Below are 19,691 nucleotides of genomic sequence, written 5' to 3'. Positions count from 1 at the left end.
GTCTGTCTTCCACTCTCTTTTTTATGCTTTATTATTTTTTCATATTATAATGTACGCGCACGTGTGTGGGTGTGGAAGTGCTGCAAGTTTTGCAAGTTTGCAAGTTTGCCTTCCGTTTTTTTCTTTTTCCGTTTTTTCCGGCTTTTGTTTGCGTATTCGTTTTTTCTTTTTCCGTTTTTGTTTACGCGCGTGCGAATATTATAATGTGTCTGTCTTTTTCCTCCCGTGTCCTCCGTTATAAAAACCTTCTTTGTAACACATCTGTGATTCAGCGTATTACAAAAAAGTTTCAGGGAATCCGGATAATTTGTCTTGTGAAAGTTTGCCTGTTAGCGTTAAAAGGTCTACTTTTGCACCCGCAATCGAGAGAGATGCGGCACTTCAGACAGTGTTACTGACTTGGTGAAACAAACGTGGGAGATTTTCCTTGATAGTGATCTGCACCTGGTATCTTACCTTAGCGGGGCTAAGGGAGCGAGAACGGATAAGACCTCGGGAGGATGGGTGGTCCGCCTTTTATGGAAGTTTCGAAAAAAACTTTTTCAAAAAAACTTTCGAAAACATTTGGTGGTTACGATAAAATCTCTTACCTTTGCATCCGCTTTCGGAAACGATGGCAAACAAGAATAAGAGTTCTTTGAAAGATTTAAGATAAACAAACAAGTAGTACAAGCCGGTGCACCGTATATATATGGTGTACGGAAAAACAAGAACCGTCAATATTTTTATTGTATTGATAGATTTGGAGTCCTTGAGCGTAAAGTCAACTTAAGTGTTGAAAGAATATTTTTACAATGAAGAGTTTGATCCTGGCTCAGGATGAACGCTAGCTACAGGCTTAACACATGCAAGTCGAGGGGCAGCATGGTCTTAGCTTGCTAAGGCTGATGGCGACCGGCGCACGGGTGAGTAACACGTATCCAACCTGCCGTCTACTCTTGGCCAGCCTTCTGAAAGGAAGATTAATCCAGGATGGGATCATGAGTTCACATGTCCGCATGATTAAAGGTATTTTCCGGTAGACGATGGGGATGCGTTCCATTAGATAGTAGGCGGGGTAACGGCCCACCTAGTCAACGATGGATAGGGGTTCTGAGAGGAAGGTCCCCCACATTGGAACTGAGACACGGTCCAAACTCCTACGGGAGGCAGCAGTGAGGAATATTGGTCAATGGGCGATGGCCTGAACCAGCCAAGTAGCGTGAAGGATGACTGCCCTATGGGTTGTAAACTTCTTTTATAAAGGAATAAAGTCGGGTATGCATACCCGTTTGCATGTACTTTATGAATAAGGATCGGCTAACTCCGTGCCAGCAGCCGCGGTAATACGGAGGATCCGAGCGTTATCCGGATTTATTGGGTTTAAAGGGAGCGTAGATGGATGTTTAAGTCAGTTGTGAAAGTTTGCGGCTCAACCGTAAAATTGCAGTTGATACTGGATGTCTTGAGTGCAGTTGAGGCAGGCGGAATTCGTGGTGTAGCGGTGAAATGCTTAGATATCACGAAGAACTCCGATTGCGAAGGCAGCCTGCTAAGCTGCAACTGACATTGAGGCTCGAAAGTGTGGGTATCAAACAGGATTAGATACCCTGGTAGTCCACACGGTAAACGATGAATACTCGCTGTTTGCGATATACGGCAAGCGGCCAAGCGAAAGCGTTAAGTATTCCACCTGGGGAGTACGCCGGCAACGGTGAAACTCAAAGGAATTGACGGGGGCCCGCACAAGCGGAGGAACATGTGGTTTAATTCGATGATACGCGAGGAACCTTACCCGGGCTTAAATTGCACTCGAATGATCCGGAAACGGTTCAGCTAGCAATAGCGAGTGTGAAGGTGCTGCATGGTTGTCGTCAGCTCGTGCCGTGAGGTGTCGGCTTAAGTGCCATAACGAGCGCAACCCTTGTTGTCAGTTACTAACAGGTGATGCTGAGGACTCTGACAAGACTGCCATCGTAAGATGTGAGGAAGGTGGGGATGACGTCAAATCAGCACGGCCCTTACGTCCGGGGCTACACACGTGTTACAATGGGGGGTACAGAGGGCCGCTACCACGCGAGTGGATGCCAATCCCTAAAACCCCTCTCAGTTCGGACTGGAGTCTGCAACCCGACTCCACGAAGCTGGATTCGCTAGTAATCGCGCATCAGCCACGGCGCGGTGAATACGTTCCCGGGCCTTGTACACACCGCCCGTCAAGCCATGGGAGCCGGGGGTACCTGAAGTGCGTAACCGCGAGGATCGCCCTAGGGTAAAACTGGTGACTGGGGCTAAGTCGTAACAAGGTAGCCGTACCGGAAGGTGCGGCTGGAACACCTCCTTTCTGGAGAGGATCCAAAGTAAAGGTTTTTGTTTTTGTACTGCTGTTGTTGTTTATTCAAGATATGATTCCGTATTAAGACGGAAGAGAGAAAGTAAGAAGCCGGGTCTAATGAAACAGACTAGGTTGAACTTAGTCCTATAGCTCAGTTGGTTAGAGCGCTACACTGATAATGTAGAGGTCGGCAGTTCAACTCTGCCTGGGACTACGAATCTTGAGATTCGGGGGATTAGCTCAGCTGGCTAGAGCATCTGCCTTGCACGCAGAGGGTCAACGGTTCGAATCCGTTATTCTCCACTCCATCAGAGACGTAAGATACGAAGATGACCGATCTATGACATATTGTACAAGCAAACAGTAATTTTAGTAGTAAAGAGCTGAAAGTATATATCATCCCGCTGGCACGCAAGTGTGGGCGAATGAATAAGGAAAGTAAAGAAGGGCGCATGGCGGATGCCTTGGCTCTCGGAGGCGATGAAGGACGTGATAAGCTGCGATAAGCTCCGGGGAGGTGCAAATAACCTTTGATCCGGGGATTTCCGAATGGGACAACCCGGCGTGTTGAAGACACGCCACCTGATCATTTCAGGAGCTAACGCAGGGAACTGAAACATCTTAGTACCTGCAGGAAAAGAAAATAACAATGATTCCCCCAGTAGTGGCGAGCGAACGGGGAATAGCCCAAACCGTTCATGTTACGGCATGATCGGGGTTGTAGGACTACGTCGTTGCATGAAGACATCGGAGAAGAACTTTCTGGAAAGAAAGACCATAGAGCATGACAGTTGCGTATTCGTATGTTGTCGAAGCATAGTAGTATCCTGAGTAGCGCGGAGCACGAGGAATTCTGCGTGAATCTGCCGGGACCATCCGGTAAGGCTAAATACTCCCGAGAGACCGATAGCGAACCAGTACCGTGAGGGAAAGGTGAAAAGCACTTCGAACAGAAGAGTGAAATAGTTCCTGAAACCGTGCGCCTACAAGCGGTCGGAGCTGCTTAAAGCAGTGACGGCGTGCCTTTTGCATAATGAACCTACGAGTTGCCTTTGCCGGCAAGGTTAAGTGTGACGACACACGTATCCGAAGCGAAAGCGAGTCTGAAGAGGGCGTATAGTCGGCAGTGGCAGACGCGAAACCAAGTGATCTACCCTTGGCCAGGTTGAAGGCTGGGTAACACCAGCTGGAGGACCGCACCAATAAGCGTTGAAAAGCTTCTGGATGAGCTGAGGGTAGGGGTGAAAGGCTAATCAAACTTGGAGATAGCTCGTACTCCCCGAAATGCATTTAGGTGCAGCCTTGTGGGTTACTGATGTGAGGTAGAGCGACTGATAAGATGCGAGGGCTTCACCGCCTATCAAGTCTTGACAAACTCCGAATGCGCATCAGTTTTACCTCAGGAGTGAGGGCATGGGTGCTAAGGTCCGTGCCCGAGAGGAGAAGAATCCGGACCACCTGCTAAGGTCCCGAAATGACAGCTAAGTTAAACTAACGAAGTCTGACTGCTAAGACAGCTAGGATGTTGGCTTGGAAGCAGCCATTCATTTAAAGAGTGCGTAACAGCTCACTAGTCGAGGAGTCTGGCGTGGATAATAATCGGGTATTAAGTTGTCTACCGAAGCAGTGGGATCATTGAAATGATCGGTAGGGGAGCATTCCAGTCAGCGTCGAAGGCGTACCGCGAGGTATTCTGGAGCGTCTGGAAAAGCAAATGTAGGTATAAGTAACGATAAAGGGGGCGGGAAACCCCCTCGCCGAAAGACTAAGGTTTCCTGATCAACGCTAATCGGATCAGGGTAAGTCGGGTCCTAAGGCTCAGCCGAAGGGCGATGCCGATGGCAGAAACGGTTAATATTCCGTTACTACCTCCAGGAGTGATGTGGAGACGCAGTAGTGACAATGCCGCCATCTGACGGAATAGATGGTTGAAGGGTGTAGATGTTGATCTTGGCAGGCAAATCCACCATGAGAATCGAACCTGATAGTATGCCGCGTCCCTCGGGACAAGGCAATAGTGCATGTAATCATGCTGCCAAGAAAATCCGCTAAACTAAATCCTGTAGGTACCCGTACCGTAAACGGACACACGTAGTCGGGATGAATATTCTAAGGCGCTTGAGTGATTCACGGTTAAGGAACTAGGCAAACTGACCCTGTAACTTCGGGATAAAGGGTCCCTACCCGGTGACGGGAGGGCGCAGAGAATAGGTCCAGGCAACTGTTTAACAAAAACACAGGGCTGTGCTAAATCGAAAGATCCTGTATACAGCCTGACACCTGCCCGGTGCTGGAAGGTTAAGAGGAGACGTCATCGTTGAGAGAAGCGTTGAATTGAAGCCCCAGTAAACGGCGGCCGTAACTATAACGGTCCTAAGGTAGCGAAATTCCTTGTCGGGTAAGTTCCGACCTGCACGAATGGTGTAATGATCTGGACGCTGTCTCAACCGTGAGCTCAGTGAAATTGTAGTATCGGTGAAGATGCCGATTACCCGCGATGGGACGAAAAGACCCCGTGAACCTTTACTATAGCTTATCATTGAATCTGGGCACGTGATGTGTAGGATAGGTCGGAGGCTTTGAAGGGGGTACGCCAGTATCCTTGGAGCCGCTGTTGAAATACGACCCTTCATTTGTTTGGATTCTAACCCGTGTATATGGGGACACTGATTGGTGGGTAGTTTGACTGGGGTGGTCGCCTCCAAAAGCGTAACGGAGGCTTCTAAAGGTGCCCTCACGGCGATTGGTAACCGCCGTTAGAGTGTAATGGCATAAGGGCGCTTGACTGGGAGACTGACAAGTCGATCAGGTAGGAAACTAGAGCATAGTGATCCGGTGTTTCCGTATGGAAGGGACATCGCTCAAAGGATAAAAGGTACTCCGGGGATAACAGGCTGATCCCTCCCAAGAGCTCATATCGACGGAGTGGTTTGGCACCTCGATGTCGGCTCGTCACATCCTGGGGCTGGAGAAGGTCCCAAGGGTTGGGCTGTTCGCCCATTAAAGTGGCACGCGAGCTGGGTTCAGAACGTCGTGAGACAGTTCGGTCTCTATCTATCGTGGGCGTATGAAATTTGCGTGGCTCTGACACTAGTACGAGAGGACCGTGTTGGACAGACCTCTGGTTTACCGGTTGTGCCGCCAGGTGCATTGCCGGGTATCTAAGTCTGGATCGGATAAGTGCTGAAAGCATCTAAGTACGAAGCCGGCCACAAGATTAGATTTCTGAGGGTCGTTGTAGACTACGACGTTGATAGGATGCAGGTGTAAAGGTAGAGATACCAAAGCCGAGCATTACTAATTGCCCGTCCACTTTCCTTATATTTAGGATGGTGTATACGTTCGGTTATTACTACAGGATAAGATAACGCTGATGGCTTGTCGATATGTCGCCCTTATTCAGGTGGCTATAGCACAAGGGTTCCACCTCTTCCCATTCCGAACAGAGAAGTTAAGCCTTGTCACGCCGATGGTACTGCGTCACAGTGGGAGAGTAGGTAGCTGCCGTTTTTGATTGAAGCCTCCGGACTTGAAGAAGTTCCGGAGGCTTTTTTTTGCATATGCACGCATGTGGCGGAGTCTAGTAACGGAAATAATCCTATGTTCTGTAACATGAATATGGTATATTTTTCTCTTTTTGCAGTACTTTTAGTGTAAATTCTATCATTAAATTCTTTTTCTATCATTGATTTTTGTACTTTTGGGCTATTCTTTTTGAATTTATTGAAGAAAGAAAGTGTTAAACTCAAAAAAATATCTTCTAAGAATATGGAAAATAAAATTCAGGAGCTTACCGATAAGATTTATCGTGAAGGTGTGGAAAAAGGAAATGAAGAAGCACAGCGACTTATTAGTAGTGCTCGCGATGAAGCAGCAAAGATTGTAGAGGATGCCCGTAAGGAAGCTGAGTCTATTCTCGCTTTGGCTCGGAAGTCAGCCAAGGAAACTGCCGAAAATACACAATCAGAAATTAAATTGTTTGCCGGACAAGCAGTAAATGCATTGAAGACCGAAATAGCTACCTTGTTGACCAATGAGGTAGTCAGTGAAAGTGTGAAAGGATTTGTGGCAGATAAGGAGTATCTGAATAAGTTTATTGTTTCATTAGCTGCCCAATGGTCTGCTAACGAATCTATCGTGATCTCTACCGCAGATGCCGAAGGACTTAAGAAATATTTTGCAGCGAACGCAAAAGCTTTGTTGGATAAAGGAGTGAGAATAGAAGAAGTGAACGGAACGAAATCACTTTTTACTATCTCACCAGCTGACGGCTCTTACAAAGTGAACTTCGGTGAAGAGGAATTTGAAAATTATTTCAAGGATTTCCTTCGTCCTCAATTAGTAGAAATGTTGTTTTAAAACGGGACTATGACAAATTATTATTGCCTGGTAGCCGGTTTGCCGGATCTTTCGTTGGAGGATGGCAAACTGAACTATACAGTGGCTAATTTTAAATCGGAAATCTATTCGGAATTATCGGAAAAGGATAGGAAGTTAATCGACTTGTTCTATTTGAAATTCGATAATGCTAACCTGTTGAAACTGTTGAAAGATAAGGAAGCTGCGACAGATTTTGAGGGGAATTATTCTCAGAATGAGTTGCTGGCGCTTATCAGTTCGGTGCGTGAAGGCGATGCTCCGGATAAGAGATACCCATCTTATCTTTATGAATTTATTACTGCTTATTTGGCTCTTTCCGCAGAGGAACTCTATCGTGCGGAAGATATGTTATCTGCCTGCTATTATGCGTATGCCATGAACTGCGGTAATCAATTTGTTTCCTCCTGGTTTGAATTTAATTTGAATATCAATAATATACTGGCTGCCTTAACTGCACGTAAATATAAAATGGACGTATCTCAGGTAGTAGTGGGCAAGACGGATGTGAGTGAGATGGTTCGTACATCGAATGCCCGAGATTTCGGTTTGTCCGAAATACTGGAATATTTTGAGCAGGTACTCCGTATCAGCGAAATTGAAGAATTAGTGGAAAGGGAAAAGAAGATAGATTTGTTGAAATGGAACTGGATGGAAGACGCTGTCTTTTTCAACTATTTTACTGTGGAGCGGATTTTCGTGTTTTTGTTGAAACTGGAAATGATTGGCCGTTGGATTTCTATGGATAAGGAAAAGGGAAGCGAACTGTTCCGTCAGATTATTGATAAATTGAAGGACGAGATACAGATTCCCGCAGAATTCAGATAATAAACAGATTAAAGATATATGGCAACAAAAGGAACTGTTAGTGGCGTAATAGCCAACATGGTTACTCTTACCGTTGACGGACCGGTGGCACAGAATGAGATTTGCTACATTCTGACTGGCGGAGACCGGTTGATGGCAGAGGTTATTAAGGTAGTAGGCAGCAATGTTTATGTGCAGGTGTTTGAAAGTACACGTGGATTGAAAGTGGGTGCTGAAGCCGAATTTACGGGACACATGCTTGAAGTGACTCTAGGTCCGGGTATGTTGTCTAAAAATTATGATGGTCTGCAAAACGACCTTGATAAAATGGACGGAGTATTCCTGAAACGCGGACAATACACCTATCCATTGGATAAAGAAAGAGTGTGGCATTTTGTACCGTTGGTGAAGGTGGGTGATGAAGTTGGTCCATCGGCTTGGTTGGGACAGGTGGATGAGAACTTCCAGCCATTGAAAATTATGGTACCATTTCAGTTGACAGGTACTTATGAAGTAAAATCTATTGTTCCTGAAGGTGATTATACTATTGAGGATACTGTAGTGGTTCTGACGGACAGAGAAGGTAAAGATATTCCGGTAAACATGATTCAGAAGTGGCCGGTAAAAAAGGCAATGACTAATTATAAGGAAAAGCCGCGTCCTTATAAATTATTGGAAACCGGTGTCCGTGTTATTGATACGGTTAACCCCATTGTAGAGGGGGGAACGGGATTTATTCCCGGTCCGTTCGGTACAGGGAAAACAGTGCTTCAGCATGCCATCTCCAAGCAGGCGGAAGCGGATATCGTAATTATCGCTGCTTGTGGTGAACGTGCGAATGAGGTGGTGGAAATCTTTACGGAGTTCCCCGAACTGGTAGATCCGCATACAGGACGTAAGCTGATGGAACGTACTATCATTATTGCCAATACCTCGAACATGCCGGTGGCTGCCCGTGAAGCGTCTGTGTACACGGCTATGACCATTTCTGAATATTATCGTGCTATGGGGTTGAAAGTCTTGCTGATGGCAGATTCTACTTCCCGTTGGGCGCAGGCCTTGCGTGAGATGTCCAACCGTATGGAAGAGTTGCCTGGTCCGGATGCATTCCCGATGGATATCTCGGCTATTATCTCCAACTTCTACGGACGTGCGGGATATGTGCATCTGAATAATGGTGAAACCGGTTCTATTACTTTTATCGGTACTGTATCTCCAGCAGGTGGTAACTTGAAGGAACCTGTAACGGAGAACACCAAAAAGGTGGCCCGTTGCTTTTATGCCTTGGAGCAGGAACGTGCCGACAGGAAGCGTTATCCGGCTGTGAACCCGATTGACTCTTATTCAAAATATCTGGAATATCCGGAATTTGAGGAATATATCGCCAAACGTATTAATGGTGAATGGATTGGTAAGGTGAACGAAATCAAGACAAGATTGTTGCGTGGTAAGGAAATTGCTGAACAGATTAATATTTTGGGTGATGATGGTGTACCTGTAGAATATCATGTAATCTTTTGGAAATCAGAGTTGATTGATTTTGTGATTCTGCAACAGGATGCTTTTGATGAAGTGGATTCAGTGACTCCGATGGAACGTCAGGAAGAGATCTTGAATATGGTAATCGACATTTGTCATACGGAATTCAAGTTTGATACTTTTATTGAGGTGATGGATTATTTCAAGAAGATGATCAACCTTTGCAAACAGATGAACTATGCTAAATATAAATCTGAGCAGTATGAGGATTTTAAGAAGCAGTTACAGGAATTGGTTGCCGAGAGAAGTGTCTGATTTTAATTTTTAATTTTAATTTATAATGAGTAGAGATGGCAACAAAAGCATTTCAAAAGATATATACTAAGATTAGCCAGATTACCAAGGCAACCTGTTCGCTGAAAGCGTCAGGAGTAGGCTATGATGAGTTGGCAATGGTTAATGGGAAATTAGCCCAGGTGGTAAAAATCATGGGTGATGAAGTGACTTTGCAGGTGTTCGAAGGTACGGAAGGTATTCCGACCAATGCTGAAGTCGTATTCTTGGGCAAGTCGCCTACACTGAAAGTGAGCGAGCAGTTGGCCGGACGTTTCTTCAACGCTTTTGGTGATCCGATTGATGGGGGACCAGAAATTGAGGGACAGGAAGTGCCTATCGGCGGTCCGTCTGTGAATCCGGTTCGCCGTAAACAGCCGTCGGAACTGATTGCGACTGGTATTGCTGGTATCGATTTGAACAATACGTTGGTATCAGGACAGAAGATTCCTTTTTTTGCTGACCCTGACCAACCGTTTAATCAAGTGATGGCCAATGTGGCATTGCGTGCCGAAACCGATAAGATTATTTTGGGCGGTATGGGTATGACTAATGACGACTACCTGTATTTTAAGAATGTATTTTCTAATGCCGGTGCGCTCGACCGTATTATCAGTTTCGTGAATACTACGGAGAATCCTCCGGTAGAACGTCTGTTGATTCCGGATATGGCGCTGACAGCTGCTGAATATTTTGCAGTGAAACATAATCAGAAAGTGTTGGTGTTGCTGACTGACATGACCAGTTATGCTGATGCGTTAGCTATTGTGTCTAACCGTATGGATCAGATTCCTTCCAAGGACTCTATGCCGGGATCTCTTTATTCGGATTTGGCGAAGATTTATGAAAAAGCGGTACAATTCCCCGCAGGTGGTTCAATCACTATTATTGCGGTAACTACCTTGAGTGGCGGTGATATTACGCATGCCGTTCCTGATAACACGGGTTATATCACTGAAGGTCAGCTGTTCCTACGTCGCGATAGTGATATCGGTAAGGTTATTGTGGACCCGTTCCGTTCGTTGTCTCGTTTGAAACAGTTGGTGAGTGGTAAAAAAACTCGTAAGGATCATCCTCAGGTGATGAATGCTGCCGTACGTTTGTATGCCGATGCCGCCAATGCCAAGACTAAGATGGAAAATGGTTTTGACTTGACTAATTATGATGAACGTACTTTGGCATTCGCTAAAGATTACGCAAATCAGTTACTCGCCATTGACGTGAATCTGGATACTACTGAAATGCTGGATGTTACATGGGGATTGTTCAGCAAATACTTTAAGCCGGAAGAAGTCAATATAAAGAAAGAATTGGTTGACCAGCATTGGAAAAAACAATAAATTAATGAAGAAACATGGCAATAAAGTTTCAATATAACAAGACCTCGCTACAACAGCTTGAGAAGCAGCTCAAGGTCCGTGTGCGTACGCTTCCTATTATTAAAAATAAGGAAAGTGCTCTCCGCATGGAAGTAAAGAGATGCAAGACAGAAGCTGCCGGGTTGGAGGAAAGGCTTGAAAAACAGATTCAGGCATACGAGGCCATGTTCGCACTTTGGAATGAATTTGATGCTTCATTAATAAAAGTGAGTGATGTTCATTTGGGTATAAAGAAGATTGCCGGTGTACGAGTTCCCTTGTTGGAAAACGTAGACTTTGACATTCGTACTTACAGTCTGTTCAACAGCCCGAAATGGTATTCCGATGGAATACATTTGTTGAAAGGATTGGCACAGACTGCTATTGAAAGGGAATTTATGCTTGCCAAACTGAACCTGCTGGAACATGCGCGTAAAAAGACCACTCAGAAAGTGAATCTTTTTGAGAAAGTGCAGATACCCGGATACCAGGATGCTCTGCGAAAGATTAAACGATTTATGGAGGATGAAGAGAACTTGTCCAAGTCATCGCAGAAGATTCTGAAATCTATTCAAGAGAAAAGAAAGGAGGCAGAGGCATGATTACAAAAATGAAGAAGTTGACTTTCCTTATTTATCATAAGGACTATGAATGTTTCCTGCAAAGTGTCCGTGACTTGGGCGTAGTCCACGTGGCAGAAAAAGCGCAGGGGACAGCGGAGAATGCCGAATTTCAAGAGAGCATCCGTTTGTCCGACCGCTATGCTTCAACTATTAAGTTTCTGCAAGGTTTTAATGCTGAATTGCAAGAACAGGAGGGAGATGTAGCCCGTGGAGAGAAAGGGCTGGAGGAAGTGGAGGCACTACAACTGGAGAAAACCCAGTTGCAGCATCAGTTGCAGGTTTGCGACAAAGAGCGTGCCGCGTTAGAGGTATGGGGAGATTTCGATCCTGCATCGGTTATGCGGTTGCAAGAAGTTGGATATCAAGTGAATTTCTATATTTGCTCAGAGAAGAACTTTAATGAGGAATGGTTGGATACGTACTATGCTACGGAGATTAACCGTATTGGCTCACGCATTTATTTCATTACCATAACCAAAGAAGGATCGTTGCCCGAATTGGAAGTGGAATCGGTCAAATTGCCAGTAATGTCTTTGAGTCGGCTCGCTGCCAGATGTGAAAGTTTGGAACAGCAAATGAAGAGTGTGGATGATAAGTTGGCTGCTATAGCAGGAGAAAAACTTCTTTCTTTGCAAGTTGCACAAGCCAATGTCCGCTCGCAGATAGAATTCTCAAAAGTGGTGCTAAGTACAGAACAGGCTGCAGATAACAAATTGATGTTGTTACAGGGGTGGGCACCGGCTACGCAGATTCCGGAGATTACTAATTTTCTGAATCAGCAGGAGGCGTACTTTGAAATTGCTGATCCTACGCCGGAAGACAATGTTCCTATTCAGTTGAACAATAAAGGGTTCTTTCGTCTGTTTGAACCGATTATGAAGCTGTATATGCTTCCTAAATATAATGAACTGGATTTGACGCCGTTCTTTGCCCCTTTCTTTATGCTCTTTTTCGGGCTGTGTCTGGGCGATTCGGGCTATGGTCTGTTTATGGTATTAGGAGTGACAGTTTATCGTATGTTGGTGAAGAATATCGGTGCTTCCATGAAGCCCATCTTAACTTTGGTGCAGATTTTGGGTACTTCTACTTTCTTCTGCGGTATGCTGACAGGTACTTTTTTCGGATTCAATCTGTATGGTAATGATATTCCGTTCTTTAACAAGATGCGTGATTTGTTCTTCTTGGACAATCAATGGATGTTTAATCTTTCATTGATTTTGGGAGCGGTACAGATTATTTTCGGTATGATACTGAAAGCGGCTAATCAGATTATTCAGTTCGGATTGAAATATGCATTGTCAACTATCGGATGGATTATTGTATTGGTAAGTACAGCTTTGGCATTCCTATTGGGAGATACCATGCCGATGGGAGGAACTGCTCATTTGGTAATTCTGGGGCTTGCCGGTGTGCTGATTTTCTTGCTCAACAGTCCAGGAAAGAATATTTTCCTCAATATCGGTTTGGGTTTGTGGGATTCCTACAATATGGCAACCGGTCTGCTGGGTGATATCCTTTCGTATGTGCGTTTGTTTGCTTTAGGCCTGTCGGGTGGTATTCTTGCCAGTGTATTCAATAGTCTGGCGGCTGGAATGAGTCCTGATAATGCAATTGCAGGTCCGATAGTGATGGTATTGATTTTCTTGATAGGTCATTCTATCAACATGTTTATGAATATATTGGGAGCAATGGTTCATCCGATGCGTCTGACTTTCGTGGAGTTTTTTAAGAATTCGGGTTACGAAGGAGGGGGCAAGGAGTACAAGCCTTTTAAGAATTAAAGAATGAGAATAAAGAATTAAAAGCTGTATAAGCTTTTTCGGCATTGTCATTTTGAATAAATGTTGTATTCCTGTGTAGACAGAGAAGCCAGAAAGGGAGAATCTGAAGATAGTATGCAGATCTTTCGCTAAGTTCAGGATGACATGAAAAATATTCCTTTTAGGAGGAGTTTGATAAAATAAAGAATTTAAAAATTAAAAAATAGAAGAATTATGGAAATGAATTTATTGATTGCTTATGTAGGCATCGCAATTATGGTTGGTTTATCAGGTATCGGTAGTGCGTATGGTGTGACTATCGCAGGTAATGCATCTATCGGTGCATTGAAAAAGAATGATAGTGCATTCGGTAACTTCTTGGTGTTGACTGCGCTTCCTGGTACACAGGGGCTGTATGGTTTTGCCGGTTACTTCATGTTCCAGAGCATTTTCGGTGTTCTGACTCCGGCTATTACAGGTATTCAGGCTGCTGCCGTGTTGGGTTCCGGTATTGCTTTGGGACTTGTAGCTCTTTTCTCCGCTATCCGTCAGGGGCAGGTTTGCGCTAATGGTATCGCTGCCATTGGTCAAGGACATAATGTATTTGGCAATACATTGATTCTGGCCGTTTTTCCTGAATTGTATGCTATTGTTGCTTTGGCTGCAACCTTCTTGATGGGATCTGCATTGGCTGCGTAATCAGATTAGTTTTTTTATATAGGCGGTTATTTCCTGTTTTTATGGAAATAGCCGCTTTTTTTATTCTAATGTAAGGCAGAACCTTAAAAATATTTATTATTGTAGCTGATATCAGTATTTTTTGTGAAGATTGTTAGAGCGAAATGATTGAATGTTAATTCAGAAACTGTCTGAATAACATAAAGTTGCAAAAAAACTTTATTATCTCATTGAAAATATGTACCTTTGCGACCGAATTAAGATTAGTTAATAGATGGCAAAAGAATTGTTAGCCCCTGATTATATCTTCGAAGCAAGTTGGGAGGTATGTAATAAAGTAGGGGGAATTTATACAGTGTTGTCCACTAGGGCCAAAACACTGCAGGAAGCATTCAAAGACAAAGTCTTTTTCATAGGACCCGATTTTTGGGCAGGAAAGGAAAACCCTTTGTTCAGTGAAAATGAGAATCTTTGTGCGGCATGGCGTGAACATGCTTTGAAGAAAGATGGACTGAAAGTTCGTGTGGGGCGCTGGAATATTCCGGGAGAGCCTATCGTTATATTGGTGGATTTTTATCCTTTCTTCTCTAAAAGAAATGAAATATATGGCCGGATGTGGGAGAATTTCAAAGTCGATTCACTTCATGCTTATGGAGATTACGACGAAGCGTCTATGTTTTCTTATGCAGCCGGAAAAGTGGTTGAAAGCTTTTATCGTTTCAATTTGACCGAAAATGATAGAGTCATTTATCAGGCACATGAATGGATGACAGGTATGGGCGCCCTTTATTTGCAGAAAGCGGTACCCGAAATAGCTACTATTTTTACTACTCACGCTACTTCTATAGGCCGGTCTATCGCCGGAAACAATAAACCTCTTTACGATTACTTATTTGCTTATAATGGTGACCAGATGGCTCGTGAACTCAATATGGAGGCAAAGCATTCTATTGAGAAGCAGACTGCGCATCATGTGGATTGCTTTACTACGGTTAGTGAAATTACCAACAATGAATGCAAGGAGTTGTTGGACAAGCCGGCAGATGTGGTGTTGATGAATGGGTTTGAGGATGATTTTGTTCCGCAAGGCCGTACGTTTACCGCCAAGCGTAAGAAAGCTCGTGCTGCGATGTTGAATTTGGCTAATAAATTGCTGGGCTTGACGATGAGTGATGATACTCTTATTGTGGGCACAAGCGGTCGTTATGAGTTTAAAAATAAAGGTATCAATGTCTATTTGGAGTCTTTGAACCGATTGACCCGTGATAAAAATTTGAAAAAAGAGGTGCTGGCATTTATTAATGTACCAGGTTGGGTGGGGGACCCTCGTGAAGATTTGGTGGAACGTTTGAAAAGCAAAGAAAATTTCACAACTCCGTTGGAGTGCCCGTTTATCACACATTGGTTGCATAATATGAGTCATGACCAGGTACTTGATATGATGAAGTATTTGGGAATGTCCAATTCGGCGGAATCTAAGGTAAAAGTAATATTTGTACCTTGTTATCTGGATGGAAAGGATGGCATCTTGAATTTGGAATATTATGATTTGGTGTTGGGGAATGACTTGAGTGTTTATCCTTCCTATTATGAACCTTGGGGGTATACACCATTGGAAAGTGTAGCATTCCATGTACCTACTATAACAACTGATTTGGCCGGATTTGGTTTGTGGGTAAATTCGTTGAAGGGTAGATACTGTGAGTTGAAAGATGGTGTGAAAGTTATCCATCGCTCGGATTACAACTATTCTGAAGTAGCGGATGTTATAAAGGACACCATATCGGAATTTTCGGGATTGCCGGAAAATGTAATCAAGACTATGCGTAAAAATGCGGCGGACATTGCGGAAAAGGCATTGTGGAAGCATTTTATCAAATATTATTATGAAGCTTATGATGTGGCATTGCATAATGCACAGAAAAGGCTTATTATGAATAGCTAATTAATTATTAATAAATAATTTGAGAGACATGAAAATCAAAGTAAGTAATGCGAATACTCCTAATTGGAAGGAAGTTACAGTAAAATCACACATTCCCGAAGAACTGAAGAAGTTGGAGGAAATGGCTCGTAACATCTGGTGGGCATGGAATTACGAAGCAACAGACCTGTTTAGAGATTTAGATCCTGTGACTTGGAAAGAAGTGGGGCAGAATCCCGTTGCTTTATTGGAACGTTTGAGCTATGAAAAGCTGGAGGCATTAACCCAGGATAAGGTGATTGTAAAGCGCATGAACGATGTATATGCTAAATTTAAAGCTTATGTAGATGCTAAGCCGGATAGCAAACGTCCTTCTGTAGCCTATTTCTGTATGGAGTATGGTTTGACACATGTTTTGAAAATCTATTCCGGTGGTCTGGGTATTTTGGCCGGTGACTACTTGAAAGAAGCATCAGACAGTAATGTAGATATGTGCGGTGTTGGCTTCTTGTATCGTTATGGATATTTTAGCCAGAGCCTTTCAATGGATGGTCAGCAGATTGCTAACTATGAATCACAGAATTTCGGTAGCCTGCCTATTGAACGTGTAATGGATGAAAACGGACAGCCGATGGTGGTCGATGTTCCTTATTTGAACTATTTCGTTCATGCATATGTATGGAAGGTAAATGTAGGACGTGTTCCTTTGTATCTGCTGGATACTGATAATGAAATGAACAGCGAATTTGATCGCCCTATCACATATCAGTTGTATGGTGGAGACTGGGAGAACCGTTTGAAACAAGAAATCTTGCTAGGTATTGGTGGTGTGTTGCTGTTGAAGAAACTGGGCATTAAGAAAGATGTTTATCATTGTAATGAAGGACATGCTGCTTTGTGTAATGTGCAGCGTTTGTGTGATTATGTAGAAAGCGGGCTGACATTTGACCAGGCTTTGGAAGTAGTTCGTTCTTCTTCTTTATATACGGTTCATACTCCGGTTCCTGCGGGGCATGACTATTTTGATGAAGGCTTGTTTGGAAAATATATGGGTGGTTATCCACAGCGTATGGGGATTTCTTGGCAGGATTTGATGGACTTAGGTCGTATTAATCCGGGTGATGCAGGCGAACGTTTTTGTATGTCTACATTTGCTTGTAATACTTGTCAGGAAGTAAACGGTGTAAGCTGGCTGCATGGCAAGGTTTCTCAGGAGATGTTCTCTGGAATTTGGAAAGGCTATTTTCCTGAAGAAAGTCATGTAGGTTATGTGACTAATGGCGTTCACTTCCCGACATGGAGTGCTACTGAATGGAAGAAACTATATGCTAAGCATTTTGCTCCTAACTTCCTGGAAGATCAATCTAATGAGAAAATTTGGGAAGCTATTTATAATGTAGCCGATGAAGAAATTTGGGAAACCCGTATGGCTTTGAAGCACAAATTGGTTGACCATATTCGTAAGCAGTTCAGTGAAAGCTGGTTGAAGAATCAAGGTGATCCTTCACGCATTGTTTCTCTGATGGAAAAGATTAATCCAAATGCCTTGTTGATTGGTTTTGCCCGTCGTTTTGCTACTTACAAACGTGCACATCTGCTGTTTACTGATTTGGAACGTTTGTCTAAGATTGTGAATAATCCTGATTATCCGGTACAGTTCTTATTTGCAGGTAAGGCTCATCCACATGATGGTGCAGGTCAAGGGTTGATCAAGAAGATTGTGGAAATTTCCCGTCGTCCGGAGTTCTTGGGCAAAATCATCTTCTTGGAAAATTATGATATGCAGTTGGCACGTCGTTTGGTTTCAGGTGTTGATATTTGGATGAATACTCCTACCCGTCCTTTGGAAGCTTCCGGAACATCAGGCGAGAAGGCTTTAATGAATGGTGTTGTTAATTTCTCTGTGCTTGACGGTTGGTGGCTGGAAGGTTACCGTGAAGGAGCAGGATGGGCGTTAACTGAAAAACGTACTTATCAGAATCAAGATCATCAAGATCAATTGGATGCTGCAACTATTTACAGTATTTTGGAAAATGAGATTCTTCCGTTGTATTATGCACGTAACCGTAAGGGATATTCTGAGGGTTGGGTGAAGACTATCAAGAACTCTATTGCTCAAGTGGCTCCTCATTATACAATGAAACGTCAGTTAGACGATTATTATGCTAAGTTCTATACTAAAGAAGCGAAACGTTTTAAAGAATTGGTAGCCAATGATTATGCAAAGGCTAAAGAACTGGCTGCTTGGAAAGAACGAGTTGCAGAACTTTGGGATTCCATTGAAATCGTTTCATGTGAAAAGACAGAAGAGCTAGCTAGCGGTAATATTGAAAGCGGAAAAGAATATATCATTACTTATGTTATAGATGAAAAGGGATTGGATGATGCAGTAGGTATTGAACTGGTTACCACTTTCACCAATGCGGAAGGTAAGGAGCATATCTATTCTGTAGAACCAATGGAAGTAATTAAGAAAGAAGGTAACTTGTATACATTCCAGGTTAAACACAGTTTGTCTAACTCAGGTAGCTTCAAGGTGGCATACCGTATGTTCCCGAAGAATGTTGATTTGCCTCATCGTCAGGACTTCTGTTATGTTCGTTGGTTTAATTAATCATTGAATTAAGATAATATTTCTATTTAAAGAACTGTTTCCTTGGAAAAGAGAGGAAGCAGTTCTTTTTTATTAGTCTGTTCGCCCAAAGTTCTATTGATATTATCATTCTAGTTTTTGTCTAAGCCGAGATTGCTATGGAAAGTGCGTATTATTGGGAAGGGTGACAGGACGAGTATAAAAAATACCGATGCCTTTCTAGACATCGGTATTTTACTTTGTGAACTATTTTTGCAGTTGTTTTATTTCAACAGTTCGTTCAGCTTGGACTTGATGGCATCGCCGCGGAGATTACGTGCTACAATGGTACCCTCCTGATCAACCAATACAGTAGCAGGAATTGAATTGACGCCATAAAGTTTTGCACCTGCATTGTTCCAACCTTGTAAGTCAGACATTTGTGGCCATGTAATATTTAGGGCAGTGATAGCCTCTTTCCACTTGTCTGCATTTTCGTCCAAAGAAACACCTACAATCCCGAAGCCTTTATCTTTGAAAGCCTTGTATGCTTCTACAACATTAGGCATTTCTTTACGGCAAGGTCCGCACCAGCTAGCCCAAAAGTCAATCAAAGTATATTTATTTTTGCTGACGAAATCAGACAGGCTTACAGTTTCACCTTCAGGAGTCTGCATAGAGAAATCAATGTATTTCTGACCTACAGCCGTTTTCTCTGAAGTTTCAATGTGGGCTTTCAACTTGTTGATACGTTCATTAACTAATGCGGCAGGAATTTTCTCTACCAACGCTTTTTGTTTGTCAAGTTCGAATGCGCCTGCATAGGAAGGAAGCAGATATACACCGACCGGATTGGTGATATTGGCTTCAATTGTTTGATAAACCATATCCATGCCTACACTGTCTTTCTTTTCAATCTCAGCCATGATAGCTTCTACCTGCTCTTCTGTCAAGCTAGTGTCGCTTTGAGCCTTTTGGTACATTTCATTCATTTCCTTGCTTAAAGCCATGAAACCATCTTTGAATTTTTGGTAAGCGTCATTATTAGGAGTACCTGAAACTTTGCTTTCCTTACCTAAGGTTACATTAATATTCCCATTTTCAAGAAAAAGATCAGTAAAGTAACGCTTGTTTCCTTTCATATAAGTGATGTAGCGGTTTACAGCCGTATCTTGTTTTCCGGTGAATACGAAAGTTCCGCTTTTGACAATAGCGGAATCGAGTTTTACAAGATCCCCTCCTGCGTATTCCTGTAAATAGATTGTGTCGCCATCAGTGATGTCTTCTACTGAACCTGTAACCTTATAGGAAGGCGAATTCTGACATGCAACGAAAGCCATGCTTCCTGCAGCCAATAAATAAACTAATTTTTTCATTTTAATATGATTATAATTTGCACGCAAAGATAACTACTTAATTAATATGTTTGCGGAAAAAAGGTTTTTATTTTCAGAATGAAATTAGGA

General features: G+C 43.3%; 10 protein-coding genes, 2 tRNA genes and 3 rRNA genes. 14 read left to right on the top strand and 1 reads right to left on the bottom strand.

Annotated features, from left to right (window positions below):
• Positions 1-791: 791 nt before the first annotated feature.
• From GKD17_RS12750 to glgP, 14 genes are all read left to right on the top strand, one after another.
• Positions 792-2,323 (top strand): 16S ribosomal RNA (locus GKD17_RS12750).
• 131 nt (positions 2,324-2,454) lie between these two features.
• Positions 2,455-2,528 (top strand) — tRNA-Ile (locus GKD17_RS12745).
• 15 nt (positions 2,529-2,543) lie between these two features.
• Positions 2,544-2,617 (top strand) — tRNA-Ala (locus GKD17_RS12740).
• Positions 2,618-2,746: 129 nt separating this feature from the next.
• Positions 2,747-5,635: ribosomal RNA gene (locus GKD17_RS12735) — 23S ribosomal RNA — on the top strand.
• A gap of 78 nt (positions 5,636-5,713) precedes the next feature.
• Positions 5,714-5,824, top strand: a 5S ribosomal RNA gene (rrf, locus tag GKD17_RS12730).
• The 16S, 23S and 5S rRNA genes sit together here with 2 tRNA genes alongside, the layout of an rRNA operon.
• Before the next feature lie 258 nt (positions 5,825-6,082).
• Entirely contained in the window at positions 6,083-6,673 is a 591-nt protein-coding gene (locus tag GKD17_RS12725; protein WP_032936290.1) for an ATP synthase subunit E, read from the top strand.
• A gap of 9 nt (positions 6,674-6,682) precedes the next feature.
• The gene (locus GKD17_RS12720) at positions 6,683-7,519 is read left to right on the top strand and encodes a DUF2764 domain-containing protein (RefSeq protein WP_007834990.1); all 837 of its coding nucleotides are present in this window, start codon (positions 6,683-6,685) and stop codon (positions 7,517-7,519) included.
• An 18-nt stretch (positions 7,520-7,537) separates the two neighbouring features.
• A complete protein-coding gene (locus tag GKD17_RS12715) occupies positions 7,538-9,292 on the top strand; it encodes a V-type ATP synthase subunit A (protein WP_007834991.1) in 1,755 nt (584 codons plus the stop codon).
• Between the two features lie 35 nt (positions 9,293-9,327).
• Positions 9,328-10,650, top strand: coding sequence for a V-type ATP synthase subunit B (locus tag GKD17_RS12710; RefSeq protein WP_007834992.1), 1,323 nt, complete (start codon positions 9,328-9,330; stop codon positions 10,648-10,650).
• A 14-nt stretch (positions 10,651-10,664) separates the two neighbouring features.
• Entirely contained in the window at positions 10,665-11,270 is a 606-nt protein-coding gene (locus GKD17_RS12705; protein ID WP_007834993.1) for a V-type ATP synthase subunit D, read from the top strand.
• Positions 11,267-13,072 carry a V-type ATP synthase subunit I gene (locus GKD17_RS12700; protein WP_007834994.1) on the top strand — a complete coding sequence of 602 codons (1,806 nt, stop codon included), beginning with the start codon at positions 11,267-11,269 and terminating at the stop codon, positions 13,070-13,072. Before GKD17_RS12705 ends, GKD17_RS12700 begins: the two co-directional genes overlap by 4 nt.
• A gap of 213 nt (positions 13,073-13,285) precedes the next feature.
• Entirely contained in the window at positions 13,286-13,750 is a 465-nt protein-coding gene (locus GKD17_RS12695; protein WP_005839531.1) for a V-type ATP synthase subunit K, read from the top strand.
• 253 nt (positions 13,751-14,003) lie between these two features.
• Entirely contained in the window at positions 14,004-15,674 is a 1,671-nt protein-coding gene (locus GKD17_RS12690; RefSeq protein WP_007834995.1) for a glycosyltransferase, read from the top strand.
• Positions 15,675-15,702: 28 nt separating this feature from the next.
• Positions 15,703-18,267, top strand: coding sequence for an alpha-glucan family phosphorylase (gene glgP / locus GKD17_RS12685; protein WP_007834996.1), 2,565 nt, complete (start codon positions 15,703-15,705; stop codon positions 18,265-18,267).
• A 242-nt stretch (positions 18,268-18,509) separates the two neighbouring features.
• Here glgP and GKD17_RS12680 read toward each other — a convergent pair whose 3' ends face one another.
• On the bottom strand, positions 18,510-19,601 hold the full coding sequence (locus GKD17_RS12680; protein ID WP_007834997.1) for a TlpA disulfide reductase family protein: 1,092 nt from the start codon (positions 19,599-19,601) through the stop codon (positions 18,510-18,512).
• Positions 19,602-19,691: the final 90 nt, after the last annotated feature.

Origin of the sequence: Phocaeicola dorei (assembly GCF_013009555.1) — a bacterium.
Lineage (GTDB): Bacteria > Bacteroidota > Bacteroidia > Bacteroidales > Bacteroidaceae > Phocaeicola > Phocaeicola dorei.
This window is presented reverse-complemented; position numbering and strand designations above follow the sequence as displayed.

Bases quoted from the DNA above. Each gene is read 5' to 3' on its own strand.
- GKD17_RS12700 (WP_007834994.1), top strand. From the start codon at position 11,267: ATGATTACAAAAATGAAGAAGTTGACTTTCCTTATTTATCATAAGGAC.
- glgP (WP_007834996.1), top strand. From the start codon at position 15,703: ATGAAAATCAAAGTAAGTAATGCGAATACTCCTAATTGGAAGGAAGTT.
- GKD17_RS12710 (WP_007834992.1), top strand. From the start codon at position 9,328: ATGGCAACAAAAGCATTTCAAAAGATATATACTAAGATTAGCCAGATT.
- GKD17_RS12690 (WP_007834995.1), top strand. From the start codon at position 14,004: ATGGCAAAAGAATTGTTAGCCCCTGATTATATCTTCGAAGCAAGTTGG.
- GKD17_RS12680 (WP_007834997.1), bottom strand. From the start codon at position 19,601: ATGAAAAAATTAGTTTATTTATTGGCTGCAGGAAGCATGGCTTTCGTT.
- GKD17_RS12715 (WP_007834991.1), top strand. From the start codon at position 7,538: ATGGCAACAAAAGGAACTGTTAGTGGCGTAATAGCCAACATGGTTACT.
- GKD17_RS12705 (WP_007834993.1), top strand. From the start codon at position 10,665: ATGGCAATAAAGTTTCAATATAACAAGACCTCGCTACAACAGCTTGAG.
- GKD17_RS12725 (WP_032936290.1), top strand. From the start codon at position 6,083: ATGGAAAATAAAATTCAGGAGCTTACCGATAAGATTTATCGTGAAGGT.
- GKD17_RS12695 (WP_005839531.1), top strand. From the start codon at position 13,286: ATGGAAATGAATTTATTGATTGCTTATGTAGGCATCGCAATTATGGTT.
- GKD17_RS12720 (WP_007834990.1), top strand. From the start codon at position 6,683: ATGACAAATTATTATTGCCTGGTAGCCGGTTTGCCGGATCTTTCGTTG.